The following is an 18366-nucleotide window of genomic DNA, read 5'->3' on the forward strand; positions in this document are numbered from 1 at the left end:
CGTCGGCGTCCAGGTTAAAGCTGTGGAGTTGCGCTTGATGCGATAGAGGCGCATCCACCAGTTTCGCCACCGAAGCCCCAGGCCGGGCGTCGGTGGCGCCAGGTACGAACGGTCATGATCCTGCGCGCCCTCCGGATTGCGGTTACAAGCCCCCGGCTACCCCGTACCGGCGCCGGCGATCTGAAACTGAGCGTTTCGAAGCGGCCGCGATTGAGCCATTTTCAACGGACTTAGCGGCACCGATTACGAAGACGTCGTCGCCGCCATGCGCTGATAGACGCGCAGCACCTCGTCGTTGTCACCCGGACGGCTGCCCTCCCAGTACAGTCGCCAGCCTCCGGCGGGCGGCTGTCCCGGCGCAGGTCGACCCTGTTCGATAAGCCAGTTGCAGGATGTGGCCTGAGGGTCCGCGGTGGGCACGTGCATGACCCCGGCGAAGTAATAGAGCATGGGCGCTTCAGACTCGCCGAGCCCGCTGCTCGCCATGCAATCGCCGGCTTTCCAGGCGCCGTTCAGTATGGCACGCAGATCCTCGAACGGTGCGCGATAGCTCTTCGCGACGTCGAGCCAGGGGAGCAGCAGCGTGCTGACGAGCCCCCATGTGACGATGGCGCCCAGGCACCAGCTGAATACGCCACGCCAGTTGCCCGCTGACTTGAGCCTTGGCAGCAGCAATCCCCACCCGAGCGTGAGGGCGAGCGCCGCGATGATCAGCTTCGGCCGAATTGGCATCACCCAGTCGAGCGGCAGCCAACGGCCAAGCAGATGCAGGGCGCCGTGGGTGTCGGGGGAGGCCGTCATCGTCCACCATACGAACCATGCAAGCACCACGAACGCGCCGAACACGATACGGCTCGTCATGTCCCAAACGAGGTGCACCCGTTGCGGCAGATAGCGGACTCCCTGCATGGCCAGCAGGGAGAGCGGGGCGATGAACGGCAGGATGTAGAGTTCGCGCACCGTCGCCGACGCCTGCAGTACCGCGAAGCCGATCCCCGAAAACAGCACCGGCAGCGCAACTTCGGGTTCGCGTAGACGTCGCCATGCGCCGCCCGCAAGCGCCACCACGAGCGCCACGAGCGCGAGCGGCACGACTGGAAAGCCGACGGTCAACGCCGTGCGCAGCACAAACAGGTGCCCGACGTTTTCCGAGCCGAGCTGCGCCACTGAAAAGCCAAAGAAGCGGCCGATGTTGTTGTCCCACAGCCAGATCCTGAACAGCGCTTCGGAGCGCAGATAGAGGCAAAGCGGCCAGATCAGCGCGAACGGCGCGAAGTACAGCACGGAACGTGCCAGTGAGCGCGCAAAGCGGCTGCTGCGGCACGCTGGGTAAAGCAGCATCGCCGCGCAGGTGGTCGCGCCGAACACGAGCGGCACGAACAGGCCTTTCGCCAGAAAGGCGATGCCGACGCCAACGCCGAACATCGCAGCGGCATGCCGGGCAGCGCGCCCTTGAATGCGGCTGTCCTCGCAGTCGCTGGACGCATGCTGTGAAAGGGTGGATTCTGGCCATGCGGGTCCACAGTTGCGGTCTCCATCAGGAGAACGACGCAATCCGCCGCCCATCCGCAAGTGAGCGCAGACAAGCTCGTAAAGTGCGCCGAATGCCAGCGCAGCGCCGGCCATCAGCGCGACATCCGTCATCATGTCGTGGACATGCTTGACGACCACCAGCGTGCTGGCGAAGAGCGCGAGTGTTCCGGCCACGCGCGGGTCGGACCAGCGCACGGCGCCGGTAGCGCGCCGGGCGAGACGCGCCGTACAGGCAAGCGTAAGTGCAGCGAAGGCGACGCTCGCGAGACGGGCCGCGTCGTGCAACGGCAGAAAGCGGCCGAACATCCATGCGAGTGAGGCCGCTACCCAATCGTAGATGGGTGGTTTTTCCACGAAGGGCTGCCCGGCGTTGGTCGGGACGACCAGATCGCCGGTGTCGAGCATGTGCTCGATGATGCCGAACGTGTAGGTTTCGTCCTGCTTCCACGGATCGTGGCCGAGCGTGCCAGGCAGGAGCCAGGCGCAAACGAGCGCGAATGCAAGCAACCCGACGAACCATCGTGAGGCCGCCAATGCCCGCGCGCCTTTGCGCGCACGCGGTAATTCCGGGGTCAATGGCGTGACCGGCGCAGCCGGCCGGTTGCCCGTGGTCAACTCGCGCGCGGGCGGCACGTCGAACCGCGCCGCGCCATGGGAGACGGAAACCTGTTCGATGCTGACCTTGGCGACGCCGGCGTCATCCTTACTCTCCTGCATGTAACTTCTGCTCCCGGCGCGCGACTATCTGGTCAGCACCTTTTCGTTATGGCCGTCGACGGGACAGCTGCCACGAACAGGATTGTAGGCCCGGATTATTACCAAACATTACGGCCCGGTGTAGTGCATTTGAAAGGTTTGCTTCCCACTGTGCAACGAGATGTCTGCGCAAGCCGTCCTGCTTTTCTGATTTATTGGCATCCTAACAAAACGAGCGGCGGCGAGGGTGCGGAACGTCGCGAAGACTCCTGTCATCGGTTAGTCACTCAGGCGATGCATTACCGGTGCAATGAGGCGATTCGGGGCACGACCGCTCGGTGGTTTCTGAAATGCGTTTCTGGTATTTGTCGGTGGGAACAGCCGATGCTGCAAAATAGCCAACTGTTCGGGAAATAGCGATGAGCCGCGTGCTGCTGGCTGACGACGATACAGTCTTTCGTGATGCGCTTCAGACATTGCTGGATGATGCCGGCCATGAAGTCACGACCGCTGGCAATGGCCTGGAAACGGTTTCGGCGGCCCTGGCGGCCACGCCGGAGGTGATCGTCTCAGACGTCCACATGCCCGTTCTCGAAGGGCCGGACGCCGTATCCATGTTGCGAGCCATCCCACGGTTTTGCCATGTTTCAGTCATTCTCATGTCCGGCGACGACACAGACGCCAGTATTGTTGCCGAAGGTTTTCTCCATAAACCTTTCGACCCAGGCATGCTTCTCGATGCTCTTGCGAGCCTTTCAGCGCGCAAGAAGTGTGGAAGCGCAAGCGCGCTCCCGATGTCGCATGGCGTCGCGTACGAGGTGGGCGAAACGGGCATCACATCGGCAATGGCGAATCGGCAGCATCAGCGCGTTGCGCGCGCCTGCGAACTCGTGGCCGAGCAGGAGCGCCGGATATCCGGGCTTGAAGGGCGCGGTGTCGAGACCGAACTGGCAATCGACTTGTACGAGACCATGGTGTGTAGCGCCGCGATGCTGACGCGCTTTGAGCAGATCATGGTGGCCCCGACATTTGCCGCTCCATGCTGAACCTGCACTTGCGATGCAGATTGTCGGCGCGTGCACGGCCCGCGAAGGTGAGCGCGTTTCTCCGACTACTTCACGCAGCAACTCTTGTCGCTGTAACGACCTGACGGCGTCACGTTACGGTTTCACACGCGGGAGCGACACCGAAAAAATGGTCTCCGTCTCACTCGACCGCGTTTCGATGGCGCCGTGGTGAGCCCTGGCGATCTCACTTGCGATAAACAAACCCAGTCCGAGGCTGCCCGATCCGTCGTCTTGATTCTGATCGCCTCGTCCTCGCTCCAGCGGATGAAAGATGCGGGCGAGCGTTGCGGGTTCGATCGCAGCGCCGCTGTTGCTGACGTCAATACGGACATGCGTGACATCGCCCGTCATCATCACGCGCACAGGTGTGTCCTGCGCCCCGTACTTGATGGCATTGAGAACAAGATTTCCCAGCAACTGCTGCAGGCGCTGGCTGTCCCAGACGCCCCGCAAGTCCCCCGCCACGTGCAATTCAATCTTTCTTTCGGGATGAATGGCACGCAACTCGTCGAGTTCCTCGGCAAGCACGTCCGCCAGATCGATATGCGTAGGCGAGACGTTGATGCCCAGGCCCAGTTTTGTCCGGTTGAATTCCGTCAAGTCATCCAGCAAGGCCTGCATCCGGGCCCCGCTGCGTATCAGGCGGCCGGCGGCCTTCGACACGTCTTCCCCGGCACTCAGTGCTGCCAGATACGTTGAGGTCACCCGAATCGCCTGGAGGGGGCTGCGCAAGTCGTGCCCCAGCATGCCAAGCAGGAGGTTCCGGTTCTGCTCGATCTGCATGTTGAACGAGGTGACCGATTCGGCGAGCGCCTGATCGATCGCCTCATTGAAACGAATGATGTCGTCGACGTCGGGCGCTTCCGGCGCGCAGGCGTCCATCCACAGACGAAGCACGCTTGCGCGTAACGCGCGATATTCGGCGACGAGCTGGTTGACCGTGAAGCCGGCCCGAGCCCTCAGAAAACCATGCGTTCGCGCGGAGGATTCGGACGTCCCTATCCGTGTGGGGCCCTGGTCTATCGATTTCTTGCGTTGGGCTTCTCGGGTCTGCGGCGTGCGCAAGTCTGCGGCTACGACGTGCAGCATTTGCTCCGCCTCTTCGCGTAACTCTACCGATCCCATAGCGGTCGACGCCGGCTGCAGGGTGGCTGCGAACGCCTCCCATGCCGCAAGTATCGCTTCCATGTCTCGCACGATAAAGTCTGCAAGCCGCATATCCGCCCCTCCATACGGTAAATGGGCTACTGACGGAGCAATCAGCGTACTTATGTTACGCGCATATTGGTCACGGCCTACAATCGAAGGCGTGCCCGGCTTGTTCGTGACCGGTCTATACGACGAACGCGGGCACGAGTTATGCGGCTCGCGCCGACAGGCGGCGAGGACGCCGCCCGCCAATTGCGGAGGGGAAAGTCATGAGGCCAACCGTGTTAGGCGTGTACGACAGCTACGCGAATGCGTGTTCGGGGCAGCGCGCACTGTGCGAGGCTGGGATAGCGCAAGCGGATATTGCCATCTACTCGATTTCGGTTGATGCTCCTCGCGAAAAGGGGCCACGTGTCTATGTACAGGGTGCTGTCGATACGCACCACCACAAGAAGGTCTTCGATCGACTGGAGCAGTTGTTCACGCGCATCTTCACGAAAGGAGCGTATCCACCGGATGCGGAGGATTACAGGGAGTTCATCCGTCGCGGTGGCACGGTAGTCAGCGCCGATGTTTCCGAATCGCAGGTCGATCAGGCGATTGACACGATGATCCGCATGGGCGCTGCCGACATCGAGGAGCGCGCCAGCGCATGGCACGCCGGTTCTGCGAAGGCGCAAGGTCCGGAACACACCGCGCAGCCAGGCAGCGCCATGACCGGCGAACGCGCCAAGCCGCACGAAGTCACACATGGCTGGCACGGTGACACGCGGGCCGCATCGGCGGCGCGGCCGACGCCTTCCCCGGGCGCCCCTGCCGCAGCAGGGCGCGGTTCGACCCCGGCCGGGGAGAAACAGCCGCACACCGCGCAACCGCACGACGGCAACGCCGCCGTGTCAAACGCCCAGCGTCCGTCGGGGACGGGCTTCATGGGCGACCCGGGACTCGGCGGCCAGCATGACGACCAGCAGCCGTACGACAACGAATTTAGAAAGGACTACGACGCACATTACGCGAACACGGGTGCGTCATTCGACGAGTATCGACGTGCGTATTCACACGGCGCCACGCTCGGACGCGACGAGCGGTTTCGCGGGGCGGACTGGCAGGGCGTGGAAGCAAGTGCACGCGCGAACTGGGAGTCGCGATATCCGGAAAGCGGATGGGAGCGCTTCAAGACGGCCGTGAGACACGGTTGGGAACGTGTCAGGGGCGGCGGCTAGTCTGGAACTCGAATATTTGTCACCTGGCTAGCGGCGCGCCTGGATCTGGATGCATCGACAGATTTGATGCACGCCGCGAGAGCCGGGTCGATTTAGTTAAGACTCCTACTATTTCTGCGAACGAAGCGGCGCCGGGTTCTGGGTGCATGGCGCGCGAGTCCTGTAACTCGTCTGCATGAATGCCCGCGCGAATACCAATCAGCCTGTTCCGGTTGCCAGTCCTGCGCTGCTCCAAACCCGCCCACGCAGGCCATGCTTGCGAATTGAAAGGTGGGTATCCGCAATTACCCCAAGGAAAAGACGCTGGCATTTCTCCGCTGGGCGTACTACGATTGCGCCCAATGTTACCGGTTACAGTAAACGGTAACATTGCGAGGAGCAAAGCCGCGCTTCACCCTGGCGCGGCCGGAAGCGACCACTATTAATAGAACAGGAGACACGAGATGAATCTGGCCACCAACGTGCGAAGCCGCTCCAGGGTTCGCTGGTGGGTTGCTGGCCTCATGTGGGCGGCGATTGCGATCAACTACATCGACCGCACGGTGTTGTCGGCGGCGGCGCCGCGCATCCAGTCGCAGTTCCATCTGAGCGCGGTCGAAATGGGCGTCGTCATGTCGGCGTTCTTCTGGTCGTACGCGCTGCTGCAATTGCCCGCGGGGTTTCTCGCCGACCGGCTGGGCCAGAAGAAAGTACTGGGTTTCGCGGTGCTCTGGTGGTCGCTGGCGACAGCGGCCACGGGCGTCGCGAACGGCTTCAAGTCGCTCGTCGCGTTGCGCGTGGCGCTTGGCGTGGGCGAGGCGGGCGCGTATCCGAGCAACGCGGGCATTGCGTCGAAGTGGTTTCCGCGCAGCGAGCGCGCGACGGTCGCGGGCATTTTCGACAGCGGTTCGAAGCTCGGCGGCGCGATCGCGCTGCCGCTCATTGCCGCTATGCTCACGGCGTTCGACTGGAAGATCACGTTCGCGCTCACGGGTTTGCTCGGCCTGATCTGGTACGTGGTGTGGCAATTTACGTTCAGCGATTCGCCGCGCGACCACAATCGGGTCAACCCCGAGGAACTCGCGCACATCGAGAGCGACTTGCTGGCGGAGCAAAGCGACCGGGCGGCGAGGCCCCCGCTGCGCAAGCTGCTCGCGCATCGCAACATCTGGGCGATGTGTATCGGCTTCTTCATGATCAACTACAACTCGTACTTCTTCATCACCTGGCTGCCCACGTATCTCGTGAAGGCGCGTGGCATGACGTTGATGGAAATGGGCTGGATGGCGTCGCTGCCGCTGCTCGTCTCGATCGTGGTCGAGATTTTCGCGGGCTGGGCCTCGGATCGCGTGTTCGCCTCGGGCAAGCTTTCGCTTACCGCCACGCGCAAGCTCTTTCTCGTGATCGGCTTGCTGATGGCATCGAGCATCGGTTTCGCCGCGTTCGCCGATTCGGCCGCCGTCGCGGTGCTGCTCCTGTGCATCGCGAAGTCGGGCACGACCGTGGCGGCTTCGCAGGTCTGGGCGCTGCCGGCCGACGTCGCACCGCGCAACGCCGTGTCGATGGTTGCGGGCGTACAGAACACGGTATCGAATATCGGCGGCGTGGTTGGCCCGATCGTCACGGGCGCGATCGTCGGCGCGACGGGTTCGTTCGTGCCTGCGCTCGTGGTGTCGTCGGCGCTGATCGGCGTGGCGATCGTCAACTATCTGTTCCTGCTGGGCAAGGTCGAGCCGATTCGTCTCGACGGTGCTTCGCCGCAGCCGCAGGCGCGCGAGTACAGCAACGCCCCCTAACTCCACCGGATCGGCCTTCGTTGTGTCGATGAAAAATTCCCGCTGATCCCCTCGATCCGGAATCTGTAGTACTCCTGTAAATATTAAAACCAGACAGGTTACCTGTATGAAAAAAGCACTTTTCGCAGCGGCCGGGCTTCTGTCCGTCGCACCCGTCGTGGCGCAGGCCCAGAGCTCCGTCACGTTGTATGGTCTAGTCGATGCCGGTATTGGCTACGTCAACAACATCAAGGGCGGCTCGGCGTTCCAGCTGACGAGCGGCCGCCTGAGCGGCAGCCGTTGGGGCCTGAAAGGCAATGAGGATCTCGGCGGCGGGTTGAGCGCCGTGTTCACGCTCGAAGGCGGTTTCAAGCCCAGCGACGGCACGGCCGCGCAGGGTGGGCGTCTGTTCGGCCGCAGCGCGTTCGTGGGCATTGCGAAGAGCGGCATCGGCACGTTCACGCTCGGCCGCCAGTATGAACCGCTGGCGGACCTGGTCGCGCAATACGCGGGTCCGGGCACGTGGTCGCCGTCCACGCACGTGGGCGACAACGACAACCTGAATCAGACGTTCCGCATCAACAACGCGGTGAAGTTCCGCAGCGACACCATCGCGGGCTTCACGGTCGACGGCATGTACGCGTTCAGCAACCAGGCGAGCGGCTCGGCCGGGCAAGGCTTCGGCAACAACCGCGCCTGGGGCGTCGCCGCGAACTACGTGAACGGGCCGCTCTCGTTCGGCGGCGGCTACGTGCTGCTCGATCATCCGAACACGACGACCAACACGAGCGGCGCGATCGGCGGCGCATCGAGCACGGCCGGCGACGACTACAGCGGCGGGTTCTTCTACGGCCTCGATGGCGGCGTGGCCCGTCAGCAGATCGCGGTGGCCGGCGCGAACTACAAGATCGGCAGCGCGATTGCGGGCTTTGCGTTCAGCCACACGGAACTCAACTACAACGACGGTTCCACGCGCAAGTTCAACAACTACGACGCGAACCTGCGCTACCTGCTCACGCCGGCCACGACGCTGATCGGCGTGTACACGTTCACGGACGGCCGCGCGAACGGCCTGCCGGGCACGGGCGGCGCGACGCTCAAGCCGAAGTGGCATCAGTTCACGCTGGGCGTGGACTACGCGCTCTCGAAGCGCACGGACGTCTACCTCTCGGGCACGTATCAGCTCGCGGCCGGCGACGCGTCGACGCGCGCGGGTTCGTCTTACAGCCGGATCGCGGCGATCGCGTATGCGGGCGGCGCGTCGTCCACGAATCGCCAGGTCGACGTGTTCACGGGCATCCGCACGAAGTTCTGAGCGCGCTTTCACGCGCTACAAGCAAAAGGCCTCGCGATGTTGGCGAGGCCTTTTTTGCGTTGTCATCGCGATGCCACGAAACTCAGGCCGAGCCGCGCTCGATCAGCGTGAAACCGACGTCGACTTTCGCGCGCTTGCTCGTGCCGGTCTCGATCTTCTCGATCAGCATGGACGCTGCCAGCTTGCCGATCTTCGTGCCGTCGATGCGGATGGTCGTGAGCGCCGGGTCGGTGTCGGCGGCGAAATTCTGGTCGCCGTAGCCAATCACCTTGAGGCGCCCCGGCACGTCGAGCCTGCGCGCATGGGCTTCCATGAGCACGCCGAGCGCCATGATGTCGGCGCCGCAGAAGATCGCGTCGATCTGCGGATGGTCGTCGAGCAGCTGCGCGAGCGCGCGCCGGCCGTCGCCGAGATGCGCGGGCGACGGCACGGCGGCCACGGGAATCTCGCGCTCGCTGCCGAAGGCTTCGATGAAGGCATTCGCGCGCAGTGTCGCCCGGCGGTCGCCCGGCGTGACGATGGCCGGGTGCCGCGCGCCGCGCTCGCGCAGGTAGCGCGCCGCCGCCTCGCCCACGCGCGTGTGCGAGAAGCCGATCAGCATGTCGAGCGGCGAGCGCGTGATGTCCCACGTTTCGACCACGGGAATGCCGGCCGCGCGCAGTTTCTGCCGCGACGCCTCCGAGTGGATCACGCCGGTGAGCACGATGCCGGCCGGACGCCGGCCGATGATGGCGTCGAGCAGCGCCTCTTCGCGCGACTCGTCGTAGCCGCTCTGGCCGAGCAGCAACTGATAGCCGGCCGTCTCCAGCTCCGCGGTCAGGGCGGCGACGGTTTCCTGGAACACGCTGCCCGCCATCGCCGGGATCAGCGCGACGACGAGATGGCTGCGATTCGAGGCGAGCGAACCCGCGATCAGGTCGGGCGTGTAGCCCGTTTGCCGCACGGCTTCGCGCACGCGTTCCAGCGTTTCGACCGAAACGAGTTCGGGATTGTTGAGGGCGCGGGAAACCGTGACCTTCGTGACCCCGGTCAGACGGGCCAGATCGCTGAGCGTGACCCGGCCGGTGTTCTTGCGGGCACGCCGCGACGCGGTGCCGGCGGCGGGCGGGGCGAATTCTGTCGAGGTCTTGGTCACGGGCGCGGGCGCTCCTGCTGCAAAAAGGTGTTGGCAATTATCCCAAAACTGTACTACGATGACATCTATGTTACCGGTTACATTAACCGGTAACTTTGTTCCAGAACGAAAGGCGGCGCGTTCCCCGGCGCGGCCAGCAACCATCTCGCATGGGACCGGAGCAGGCGCCACTGTGCGCCTTCCGGATCGTCAGCGGAGACAGGCGCATGCTCCAGTCCAACAAGTCCTATAACGGGCCGCTGATCCGGCTCAACCCGAATGACAACGTTCTGATCGCGCGCGAGCCGCTGACGATCGGGCATCAAGTCTCGATCGAAGGCGCCGCGATTCGCCTGCGCGCGCAGGTCGCCGCGGGCCACAAGGTGGCCGCGCGGCGCATTGCGTCGGGCGAGCCCATCCGCAAGTACGACACTGTGATCGGCGTGGCCGCGCGCGACATCGAGCCCGGCGACCACGTCCACACGCACAACATCGCGCTCGTCGATTTCGCTCGCGATCCGGGCTTCGGTCTCGGCGTGAGGCCCGTCGACTACGTGGCGCCGGAACAGCGCGCGACGTTCAACGGCATCGTACGGGCCGACGGCCGCGTCGCCACGCGCAACTTCGTCGGCATTATCGCGTCGGTCAACTGTTCGGCCACGGTCATTCGCCATATCGCCGATTACTTCACGCCCGAGCGCCTGCGCGATTATCCCAATGTCGACGGCGTGGTCGCGTTCGCGCAAACCAGCGGCTGCGGCATGTCTTCGCCGAGCGAGCACTTCGACGTGCTCCGTCGCACCATTGCGGGCTACGCGCGTCATCCTAACCTGGGCGGCGTGCTCATCGTCGGGCTGGGTTGCGAGCGCAACCAGGTCGGCGATCTGCTCGACTCGCAAGGCTTGAAGACCGGCAAGGCCGTGCACGCGCTGGTGATGCAGGATATGGGCGGCACGCGCGCGACGATCGAAGCCGGCATCCAGGCCGTGCAGGCCATGCTGCCCGCCGCGAACGACATCGTGCGCACGCCGGTGCCCGTCAGCCATCTGAAGATCGGTCTCGAATGCGGCGGCTCGGACGGGTTCTCGGGCATCACCGCGAATCCGGCGCTGGGCGCGGCGATGGACCTGCTCGTGCGGCACGGCGGCACCGCGATCCTCTCCGAAACGCCCGAGATTCATGGCGTCGAATACATGCTCACGCGCCGCGCAGTGTCGCCCGAAGTCGGGCAGAAGCTGCTCGACCGGCTCGCGTGGTGGGAGCGCTATACGCGCGGCCAGAACGGCCAGTTCAACGGCGTGGTCGGGCCGGGCAACCAGCAGGGCGGTCTCGCCAACATCTTCGAAAAGTCGCTCGGTTCCGCGATGAAGGGCGGCACGACGCCGCTGCAGGCCGTGTATGAATACGCAGAGCCGATCGATCGCGCGGGCTTCGTGTTCATGGATTCGCCCGGCTACGATCCCGTCGCGGTGACGGGACAGATCGCGAGCGGCGCGAACCTGATTTGCTTCACGACGGGCCGCGGCTCCATGTTCGGCTCGAAGCCCGCGCCGACGCTCAAGCTCGCGAGCAATACGCCCATGTTCACGCGCCTCGAAGAGGACATGGACATCAACTGCGGTCTCGTGATCGACGGCGAACGCACGATCGAGGAAATGGGTCAGGACATCTTCGATCTGATCGTGCGCGCGGCTTCGGGCGAGCGCACGAAGAGCGAACTGCTCGGGCTCGGCGACAATGAGTTCGTGCCCTGGCACATGGGCATCGTAAGCTGAGGGCGCGTCACTGCGCGCCTTGAATCGACATCAATAGAACAGGTAGGGAGACAGCAGATGCTCGAATCTGCGCAACGGCATGGCCGCTCGAAGATGCGCTGGTGGGTCGCGGGCCTCATGTGGGCCGCGATCGCGATCAACTATATCGATCGCACGGTGCTCTCGGCGGCGGCGCCGAAAATTCAGTCGGAGTTTCATCTCGACGCGATGCAGATGGGCATCGTCATGTCCGCGTTCTTCTGGTCGTATGCGTTGCTGCAATTGCCTGCGGGCTTGCTCGCCGATCGCCTGGGCCAGAAGAAAGTGCTGGGTTTCGCGGTGCTCTGGTGGTCGCTGGCTACGGCGATGACGGGCCTCGCGAGCGGTTTTCGCTCGCTCGTCGGATTGCGCGTGGCGCTGGGCGTGGGCGAGGCGGGTGCGTACCCGAGCAACGCCGGGATCGCCACGCGCTGGTTTCCGCGCAAGGAACGCGCGACCGCCGCGGGCATTTTCGACAGCGGCTCGAAGCTGGGCGGCGCGATCGCCTTGCCGCTGATCGCGTGGATGCTGGCCGCGTTCGACTGGAAGATGACCTTCGTGCTCACGGGCCTGCTCGGCATCGTGTGGTTCGTCGTATGGCTCGCGAGCTTCACCGATTCGCCCGCCGATCATCCGCGCGTGAATGCGGCGGAACTCGCGCACATCGAAAGCGATAAAGGCGCGCAAAGCGCGCAGCCGCCCGTGCGTCCGCCGTGGCGCAAGCTGCTTGCGCACCGCAATGTGTGGGCGATGTGCATCGGCTTTTTCATGATCAATTACAACTCGTACTTCTTCATCACGTGGCTGCCGACGTATCTGATGAAGGAGCGCGGCATGAGCGTGCTGCAAATGGGCTGGATGGCCTCGCTACCGCTGCTCGTGTCGATCGTCGTCGAGATTTTCGCGGGCTGGGCCTCGGATCGCGTGTTCGCGAGCGGCAGGCTTTCGCTAACGGCAACGCGCAAGCTGTTTCTCGTGATCGGGCTCGTGATGGCGTCGAGCATCGGCTTCGCGGCGTTCGCGCATTCGGCGCTCGTGGCGGTGCTGCTGCTGTGCATCGCCAAGTCCGGCACCACGGTCGCGGCCTCGCAGGTGTGGGCGCTGCCCGGCGACGTCGCGCCGCCCAATGCGGTCTCGATGATCGCGGGCCTGCAAAACACGGTGTCGAATCTCGGCGGCGTGGTCGGCCCGATCGTCACGGGCGCCATCGTCGGCGCGACCGGCTCGTTCGTTGCCGCGCTGCTGTTCTCGGCGGCGCTGATCGGCATTGCGATCGTCAACTATCTGTTCCTCCTCGGGAAGGTGGAACCCATCCAATTCGGCGACCCCTCACAGGAGACACGCATTCATGAACCCGCAGACGTCAGGGCTTAATCCGTTCAAGGCGGCGCTCGCCGCGCGCAGGAAGCAGGTCGGCTTCTGGCTTTCCATGGCCAATCCGTATCTCGCCGAAGTGAGTGCGACGGCGGGCTTCGACTGGCTCCTCATCGACAGCGAGCACGCACCCAACGAGCTGCGCACGATCCTCGCGCAATTGCAGGCCGTGGCGGCGTACCCGGGCGAGCCGGTCGTGCGCCCCGTGAACGGCGATCCGGCGCTGCTCAAGCGGCTGCTCGATATCGGCGCGCGCAACCTGCTCGTGCCGATGGTCGATACCGCCGCCGAAGCGCGCGCGCTCGTTGCCGCCGTGCGCTATCCGCCGCATGGCATTCGCGGCGTGGGCAGCGCCGTGGGCCGTGCGTCGCGCTGGAGCCTGCGTACCGACTACCTCGATATTTCGGATGACGAAGTGTGCCTGCTCGTGCAAGCCGAAACGGCGACGGCGCTTGGCAACCTCGAATCGATCTGCGCGGTGGACGGCGTGGACGGCGTGTTCATCGGACCGGCCGATCTCGCGGCTTCAATGGGCCATCGCGGCAAGGCCACGCATCCCGAAGTGCAGCAGGCGATCGACGGCGCGATCCGCACGATCGTCGCGTCGGGCAAGGCGGCGGGCACCCTCACGTCCGACCCTGCGCTCGCGCGCCATTACCTCGAACTCGGCTGCACGTTCGTCGCGACGGGCGTGGACATCCTGATGTTCGCGAACGCGGCGCGCAAGCTCGCACGCGATTTCGCGGACGTGCGCACGGCGGACTAAGGCCGCGCGCGGTCGGTTCGCCGGTCACGCCCGTCGCGACGGTCTAACGCCGCACGATAACCCTTGTACCAAGGAGCACGCAGTGAGTTTGGAGTTGACGCGAGGCGAACTGCTTCGACAGGATAATTTCATCGACGGCAAGTGGAGCGCCGCCGCCGGTGGCAACCGTTACGCCGTGACGAATCCGGCGACGCAGGCCACACTCGCACAGGTGGCCAGCAGCAGCGCCGCCGACGCTCGCGCGGCGACGGACGCGGCGAGCCGCGCCTTGCCCGCCTGGCGCGACAGGCTGCCCCGCGAGCGGGCGCACGTGCTCAACCGTTGGCACGCGCTCATCATCGCGAACACCGAGGACCTGGCGCGCCTCATGTCGATGGAGCAGGGCAAGCCGCTCGCGGAGGCGCGCGGCGAGGTCGCGTATGGTGCGTCGTACGTCGCGTGGTTCGCCGAAGAGGCGACCAAGGTCTACGGCGACATCATCCCGCAGACGCAGCGCGGCAAGCGCATGAGCGCGATCAAGGAGCCGATCGGCGTGGTCGCCGCAATTACGCCGTGGAATTTCCCGCTCGCGATGATCGCGCGCAAGATCGCGCCGGCGCTAGCGGCCGGCTGCACGGTCGTGGCAAAGCCCGCCGAGGATACGCCGCTCACGGCGCTCGCGCTGGCCGCGCTCGCACAGGAAGCGGGCTTGCCCGACGGCGTGCTCAATATGATCTCGGCCGCGCGGGACGAAGGCATTGCCGCCGTGGCCGACTGGCTCGCCGACGATCGCGTGCGCAAGATCACCTTCACGGGCTCGACGGCAGTGGGCAAGCATCTGGCGCGCGAATCGGCGGGCACGCTCAAGAAGCTCTCGCTGGAACTGGGCGGCAACGCGCCGTTTATCGTGTTCGAGGACGCCGACCTCGACGCGGCCGTCAACGGCCTGATGGCGGCCAAGTTCCGCAACGGCGGGCAGACCTGCGTGTGTCCCAACCGCATCTACGTGCATGAATCGGTGTACGAACGATTCGGGGAGCTGCTGGCGCGGCGCGTCGCTGCGCTTCATGTGGGACCCGCAACGGACCCGAAGGCGCAGATCGGTCCGATGATCAACGAGCGTGCGATCGACAAGATCGCGAATCACGTCGACGACGCCGTGGCGAATGGCGCGCGCATGCTCACGGGTGGCAAGCGGCTCGCCGAGCTGGGGCCGAACTATTACGCGCCCACCGTGCTCGCCGATGCGACCGAAGCGATGGTGCTGTGCTGCGAGGAAACGTTCGGTCCTGTTGCGCCATTGTTCCGCTTCACGGACGAGAATGAGGTGATCAGGGTTGCCAACGATACGCCTTTCGGTCTCGCGGCTTACTTCTACACGAACGACGTACGCCGGATCGATCGCGTGGCGCGCAAACTGGAAGTCGGCATCGTCGGCATCAACGAAGGCGCCGTGGCCAGCGAAGCGGCGCCTTTCGGCGGCGTGAAGGAGTCTGGCTACGGGCGCGAAGGATCGAAGTACGGCCTCGACGACTACCTCAGCGTCAAGTATCTGTGTCAGGGCGGGCTCGACTGAAGCTGGCGGCGCGCGGTCCTTGAGGCGCCGATCGACGGAATACTTCTGGCGGGCGAGTGTTGTATTAAAGGGTAATGACGACGGTGGTGGCCGCCGCAGCGGATCAGGCCGCTGCGGAAAGCGACGCGAACCAATCCACGTCGTAGCTGCCAGTCTGGCATGCCGGGCGACGGAAGCCTTTGTGCGGTGCACGCTGACCGGCCCTAAGCGGCCGGTCGCGCGCCTCGCGCACGCTCATGGGCCGTTACACGGCTACGTGGGCAGAAGGCCGGCTTTTCGGTAGCTATCGATGAGTGCGTCATAGAGCGAGATATCGGAGCGGCTTCTCGCAATGAGCTGCGCGCCGGCGATCGCAGCGAAGATTGCGCGAGCCCGCGGTTTGCTCTCCCGGGGAGCGACAACTTCCGCTGCGGACAAAACCTTGCTCAGCCACGCCACATTCACGTCGGCAAAGGTCCGCACTTCTTTCATCACGACTTCCGGCAGGTCGTCGGTTTCGGCGGCCATGAAGCTGCACAGGCATATGCGATTGCCGGTCTCGAGCGCCTTGCGGAAGGTGTCTGGATAGTGACGAAGGCAGCGCAGCGGATCCTGCGATCTGGCCAGCATGTCATCCAGAGCCGCCGCCGTGTCCTCCCAGTAACGCCTCGCTACCGCTGCGCCGAGATCGGCCTTGCTGTCGAAATGGTGGTAGATGCTCGCGGCCTTGATACCAACCTCGTCCGCCAGATCGCGATAATTCAAACCGCCGTAGCCGTGCGCCTGCGCGAGCCTCGTGGCGGCCGCCAGGATTCTCTCCCTCGAGTTTGAGCTCGCGTCGTTGCTCACTGCATCAGCCTCCGTGAACGGGAAATAGGTGTTGACACCGCGTATTGTACCTTCTATGGTTAATCTAACGAACGTTAGGTAGGTTTGCAGGCGATGTGTCTTCACGCCGCCTGATCCGATGCAGCCGACTATGGAGCGCCCAGGCAATGACTTCGCATACCGTCAATTTCGACGCAACCCAGCTACCCGTGATGAAGATCCACGACTTCCCGACAGGGCCGTATCCGACCCGCGTGCGCATCGCACTGGCTGAAAAGAGGCTGCAGTCGCGCGTCCAGTTCGTAATGGTCGACCTCTACAAGGGGGAGCACAAACAGCCCGGCTTCATCGCCGGCAAGAACTATTCGGGGACGCTGCCGGTGCTCGAACTCGATGACGGAACCTGTATCGCCGAGTGCACCGCCATTACCGAATACCTCGACGCGCTCGATGGCGCGCCCACGCTCACCGGCAGCACGCCGCGCGAAAAGGGCGTGATCCACATGATGAGCAAGCGTGCCGAGCTGGAGTTGCTCGACGCCGTCAGCTTCTATTTCCATCACGGCACGCCGGGACTGGGCCCCGACGTCGAGACGTATCAAAACCCGGAGTGGGGGTTCCGTCAACGCGACAAGGCACTGAGGGGGATGCGCTACTTCGATGTCGTTCTGAAAGGCCAACCCTATGTCGCCGGCGAGGCTTTCTCGATGGCCGACATCACCGTCATCGGCGGTTTGGTCTTTGCGGCGCTTGTGAAGCTACCGGTGCCTGCGGAGTGCGAGGCGCTTCAAGCCTGGTACGCAAGCATGCTGGAGCGCGAGAGCGTAAGGAGCCAGCCGGTGTTTGCTGCCCTGGCCCGGGCGTGACGGTTGCTGACCGGGACGGACCAGTGATGGCCGCGCTGGTCCCGCGCGCTACGTGCGCCAACGCGAACGCCAGCCTTGCTCCGACCTCGGCATTGTGTTTTACGATCGCGATGTTCGTCGCCAGGCTGCGTCCACCGGTCAACGCATTGACGCGCGCTCCAGCAGGAAGGGAGTCACGCCTTACCCGTGATTCCTTTTGCAGTAGCCTCGTCGAGCGCCTGCCGAGTCAGCGCGTCGATCGGCCAGTATGGCCGGCAGGTCACGGCGGCTGACCTTATGCACCCGGTCCGAGCGGCCGATCGGTTCCAGTTCGTCGTCCGTCAGGCCGATGTGAATGCGCCCGTCGATCAGCGCGATAGCCGCGGGCTCAGCGCCCGCGTGACGGATCAAGGCCTCCACTTCGCGCGCAGTGCGAACGTTCTCCAGGTAGGGCATGCCGTGGGCAATGATGGTCAAAGTGCGCGTGGGCTGAAGCGGACCTGCTGGCCTGCGCGGAGTGCAGCATCGATCAAAGCCGCACAGGCCGGCGAGTCGGTCCGGGGAAACGCGTAGAAGCGGGCAACGGGCAACGCGGGCAGTCCTTCCTTACGACCCAGCAAGCGCAAGCCTTCGACTCGCTGACTATCGGCGATGACCGTCACTGCGAAGCCCGATCTCGCCGCCGACAGGCAGCCCGCCATGCTGCTGCTCTCGAACACGAGGCGCCACGCCCGACCGGCCTTGTTCAATGCGGTGATCGCCGACTCGCGATAGATGCAGGGATCGGGGAAAACGGCCAGCGGCAGCGGTTGGTCGAGATCCAGATCTGCATCTTCCGCGTAGGCCCAGACTAGCGGCTCTTCCCACAGCAGCGTGCCGCCTTTGCCGACACGGCTACATTGCTTGCCGAACACGAGATCGAGACGACCGCGCTCCTGCTGACGCACCAGATCGGCCGTGATGCCGACTCTCAGGTCGATTGTCGCTTCGGGATGCTGGCGGCGAAAACGCTGCAACACCTGGGGCAGCCATGCGCCCGCAAAATCTTCCGATGCACCGACTCGCAGCAGCCCGCGCAGCGGCGTGCCGCGTAGTTTCGCGCGGACCTCGCGTTCCAGATCCAGGATGTTTCGGCCGTAGGCGTACAGGGTGTCGCCGGCCTGCGTCAATTCCAGATGGCGAGTCGTGCGTGTCAGCAGGCCAACCCCGGCGATCTGTTCGAGGCGCTTGATATGTCCGCTCACGGCCGAAGGGGTCAGCGCCAGACGCTCGGCGGCCGTGGCAAAGCTGCCGCTGTCCACGACTTCGAAAAAGGTGCGCAGCAACACGGTATCGAGCGGAGCACCGTCGGTAGTGGGCAGCATGTCCATCAGTT

General features: G+C 64.5%; 14 protein-coding genes and 1 pseudogene. 9 read left to right on the forward strand and 6 right to left on the reverse strand.

Annotated elements, in window-relative coordinates:
* Positions 1-243: 243 nt before the first annotated feature.
* Entirely contained in the window at positions 244-2250 is a 2007-nt protein-coding gene (locus AB4Y40_RS18445; RefSeq protein ID WP_368688963.1) for an ArnT family glycosyltransferase, read from the reverse strand.
* Positions 2251-2648: 398 nt separating this feature from the next.
* Between AB4Y40_RS18445 and AB4Y40_RS18450 the strand changes: the two genes are divergently transcribed.
* On the forward strand, positions 2649-3275 hold the full coding sequence (locus tag AB4Y40_RS18450) for a response regulator (RefSeq protein ID WP_368688964.1): 627 nt from the start codon (positions 2649-2651) through the stop codon (positions 3273-3275).
* A 114-nt stretch (positions 3276-3389) separates the two neighbouring features.
* On the opposite strand, the gene AB4Y40_RS18455 is transcribed toward AB4Y40_RS18450, so the two are convergent.
* On the reverse strand, positions 3390-4514 hold the full coding sequence (locus AB4Y40_RS18455; RefSeq protein WP_368688965.1) for an ATP-binding protein: 1125 nt from the start codon (positions 4512-4514) through the stop codon (positions 3390-3392).
* A gap of 200 nt (positions 4515-4714) precedes the next feature.
* Between AB4Y40_RS18455 and AB4Y40_RS18460 the strand changes: the two genes are divergently transcribed.
* From AB4Y40_RS18460 to AB4Y40_RS18470, 3 genes are all read left to right on the forward strand, one after another.
* Positions 4715-5668, forward strand: a complete 954-nt coding sequence (locus tag AB4Y40_RS18460; RefSeq protein ID WP_368688966.1) for a hypothetical protein — start codon at positions 4715-4717, stop codon at positions 5666-5668.
* A gap of 443 nt (positions 5669-6111) precedes the next feature.
* Positions 6112-7443 carry an MFS transporter gene (locus AB4Y40_RS18465; RefSeq protein WP_368688967.1) on the forward strand — a complete coding sequence of 444 codons (1332 nt, stop codon included), beginning with the start codon at positions 6112-6114 and terminating at the stop codon, positions 7441-7443.
* Between the two features lie 106 nt (positions 7444-7549).
* On the forward strand, positions 7550-8737 hold the full coding sequence (locus AB4Y40_RS18470) for a porin (protein ID WP_368688968.1): 1188 nt from the start codon (positions 7550-7552) through the stop codon (positions 8735-8737).
* Between the two features lie 82 nt (positions 8738-8819).
* Here the strand turns inward: AB4Y40_RS18470 and AB4Y40_RS18475 are convergent, their stop codons facing one another.
* Positions 8820-9872 carry a LacI family DNA-binding transcriptional regulator gene (locus tag AB4Y40_RS18475; RefSeq protein ID WP_368688969.1) on the reverse strand — a complete coding sequence of 351 codons (1053 nt, stop codon included), beginning with the start codon at positions 9870-9872 and terminating at the stop codon, positions 8820-8822.
* Positions 9873-10078: 206 nt separating this feature from the next.
* Here AB4Y40_RS18475 and AB4Y40_RS18480 point away from each other — a divergent pair, with 206 nt between their 5' ends.
* The 4 genes from AB4Y40_RS18480 (at position 10079) to AB4Y40_RS18495 (ending at position 15339) form a co-directional block, all read left to right on the forward strand.
* Positions 10079-11626 (forward strand): UxaA family hydrolase, encoded by a 1548-nt coding sequence (locus AB4Y40_RS18480; protein WP_368688970.1) that lies wholly within the window; start codon positions 10079-10081, stop codon positions 11624-11626.
* A 57-nt stretch (positions 11627-11683) separates the two neighbouring features.
* Positions 11684-13018: an MFS transporter gene (locus AB4Y40_RS18485; protein WP_368688971.1), complete on the forward strand. Its 1335-nt coding sequence runs from the start codon at positions 11684-11686 to the stop codon at positions 13016-13018.
* Positions 12993-13784, forward strand: a complete 792-nt coding sequence (hpaI, locus tag AB4Y40_RS18490; RefSeq protein ID WP_368688972.1) for a 4-hydroxy-2-oxoheptanedioate aldolase — start codon at positions 12993-12995, stop codon at positions 13782-13784. Before AB4Y40_RS18485 ends, hpaI begins: the two co-directional genes overlap by 26 nt.
* Positions 13785-13866: 82 nt before the next feature.
* Positions 13867-15339, forward strand: a complete 1473-nt coding sequence (locus AB4Y40_RS18495) for an NAD-dependent succinate-semialdehyde dehydrogenase (protein WP_368688973.1) — start codon at positions 13867-13869, stop codon at positions 15337-15339.
* 252 nt (positions 15340-15591) lie between these two features.
* Here the strand turns inward: AB4Y40_RS18495 and AB4Y40_RS18500 are convergent, their stop codons facing one another.
* Positions 15592-16167, reverse strand: coding sequence for a TetR/AcrR family transcriptional regulator (locus tag AB4Y40_RS18500; protein ID WP_342924323.1), 576 nt, complete (start codon positions 16165-16167; stop codon positions 15592-15594).
* A 146-nt stretch (positions 16168-16313) separates the two neighbouring features.
* Here AB4Y40_RS18500 and AB4Y40_RS18505 point away from each other — a divergent pair, with 146 nt between their 5' ends.
* On the forward strand, positions 16314-17012 hold the full coding sequence (locus tag AB4Y40_RS18505) for a glutathione S-transferase (protein ID WP_368688974.1): 699 nt from the start codon (positions 16314-16316) through the stop codon (positions 17010-17012).
* A gap of 40 nt (positions 17013-17052) precedes the next feature.
* Here AB4Y40_RS18505 and AB4Y40_RS18510 read toward each other — a convergent pair.
* A pseudogene (locus tag AB4Y40_RS18510) lies at positions 17053-17465 on the reverse strand (pseudouridine-5'-phosphate glycosidase); the annotation flags it as partial.
* Entirely contained in the window at positions 17465-18361 is an 897-nt protein-coding gene (locus AB4Y40_RS18515; protein ID WP_368689080.1) for a LysR substrate-binding domain-containing protein, read from the reverse strand. The pseudogene AB4Y40_RS18510 and the gene AB4Y40_RS18515, both read right to left, overlap by 1 nt.
* Between the last annotated feature and the right edge of the window lie 5 nt (positions 18362-18366).

This window comes from Paraburkholderia sp. EG287B, from assembly GCF_040965595.1.
Classification (GTDB): Bacteria; Pseudomonadota; Gammaproteobacteria; order Burkholderiales; family Burkholderiaceae; genus Paraburkholderia.

Bases quoted from the DNA above. Each gene is read 5' to 3' on its own strand.
- AB4Y40_RS18445 (WP_368688963.1), bottom strand. From the start codon at position 2,250: ATGCAGGAGAGTAAGGATGACGCCGGCGTCGCCAAGGTCAGCATCGAA.
- AB4Y40_RS18450 (WP_368688964.1), top strand. From the start codon at position 2,649: ATGAGCCGCGTGCTGCTGGCTGACGACGATACAGTCTTTCGTGATGCG.
- AB4Y40_RS18455 (WP_368688965.1), bottom strand. From the start codon at position 4,514: ATGCGGCTTGCAGACTTTATCGTGCGAGACATGGAAGCGATACTTGCG.
- AB4Y40_RS18460 (WP_368688966.1), top strand. From the start codon at position 4,715: ATGAGGCCAACCGTGTTAGGCGTGTACGACAGCTACGCGAATGCGTGT.
- AB4Y40_RS18465 (WP_368688967.1), top strand. From the start codon at position 6,112: ATGAATCTGGCCACCAACGTGCGAAGCCGCTCCAGGGTTCGCTGGTGG.
- AB4Y40_RS18470 (WP_368688968.1), top strand. From the start codon at position 7,550: ATGAAAAAAGCACTTTTCGCAGCGGCCGGGCTTCTGTCCGTCGCACCC.
- AB4Y40_RS18480 (WP_368688970.1), top strand. From the start codon at position 10,079: ATGCTCCAGTCCAACAAGTCCTATAACGGGCCGCTGATCCGGCTCAAC.
- AB4Y40_RS18485 (WP_368688971.1), top strand. From the start codon at position 11,684: ATGCTCGAATCTGCGCAACGGCATGGCCGCTCGAAGATGCGCTGGTGG.
- hpaI (WP_368688972.1), top strand. From the start codon at position 12,993: ATGAACCCGCAGACGTCAGGGCTTAATCCGTTCAAGGCGGCGCTCGCC.
- AB4Y40_RS18505 (WP_368688974.1), top strand. From the start codon at position 16,314: ATGACTTCGCATACCGTCAATTTCGACGCAACCCAGCTACCCGTGATG.
- AB4Y40_RS18515 (WP_368689080.1), bottom strand. From the start codon at position 18,361: ATGGACATGCTGCCCACTACCGACGGTGCTCCGCTCGATACCGTGTTG.